The sequence below is a fragment of the Ornithinibacter sp. genome, from assembly GCF_035443565.1.
GTDB lineage: Bacteria > Actinomycetota > Actinomycetes > Actinomycetales > Dermatophilaceae > Fodinibacter.
Map to the genome: position 1 here is coordinate 1 of NZ_DAORSO010000427.1, position 1084 is coordinate 1084.

Here is a 1084-nt window from a genome sequence, read left to right on the forward strand (position 1 = left end):
CGGAAGATGTCAAGCAGTCTGAGACACGTGTCGTTACGCGGTCTGTATGAGGGCCTCCGGTGAGGGTTGGTTGATCCAGGCGGCCTGGGGCAGTTTGGGTGCCTGGGGTCGGCGGTTGCCGAATCGGTGCGGGTGGGTGGCGTGGGCGGCGTCGAGGGTGGCCTGGCGCTGGGCGCGGATCTCGGCGGCGGTGCCGAAGTGGACCGACGCGGGGGTATGAAGTCCGATCCCGGAGTGTCGGTGCTCGTGGTTGTAGTAGGTGAAGAACGCCTCGCAGAACGTGCGGGCGTCGGCCAGAGAGCCGAACGCGTCGGGGAACACGGGGGCGTACTTCAAGGTCTTGAACGCCGACTCGCTGTAGGGGTTGTCGTTGCTGACCCGTGGTCGGGAGTGGGAGCGGTCCACGCCCAGGTCGAGCAGGAGCTGGGCGACGGGCTTGGAGGTCATCGAGGTGCCTCTGTCGGCGTGGACCGCGTCGGGGATGCCGTGCAGGCCGAATGCCTCCTCGAGCATGGTCTTGGCGATCTGCGAGTCCTCGCAGGCTTGGACGGTCCAGGCCACGACGTAGCGGGAGAAGATGTCGAGCACGACGTAGAGCTGGAACCAGATCCCACGGCCGGGGCCGCGGAGTTTGGTGATGTCCCACGACCAGACTTGCCCGGACTTGGTGGCCAGCAGTTCGGGCTTCTTCTTCGCCGGATGGACCGCCTGCCGGCGACGTTCCCCGGCTGCGTCGTTGCGGCGCAGGATCCGGTGCATCGTGGACATCGAGCACAGGTAGGTGCCCTCGTCCAGCAGCGTGGCCCAGGCCTGGGAGACGCTCTTGTCACAGAACCGTTCGCTGGTCAGCACGGCCAGCACCTGGGCCTGCTCGGCCAGCGTGAGGGCGTTGGGTGGCGTGGGCCGCTTGGGTGCCGGTCCGTGGGCCGGCGGCTTCTTCGCTCGGTAGTGGCTGCCGCGGGGCCGGCCCAGCAACGCACAGGCGTGCTTCACCCCGACCTGCTCGGCGAGCTCGTCGACGGCGGGGTTGATCACCGCGGCCGCTTCGGCAGGTTCGTGCTCTCGGAGAGCATCTCCAAGAGCG

The 1084-nt window shown here is 68.0% G+C and carries 1 protein-coding gene; it reads right to left on the reverse strand.

Annotated features, from left to right (window positions below; genetic code table 11):
- Positions 1-33 precede the first annotated feature (33 nt).
- Positions 34-1084 (reverse strand): IS3 family transposase (locus PLL68_RS15720; protein ID WP_324535708.1); only part of this gene is annotated, 1051 nt, incomplete at its 5' end.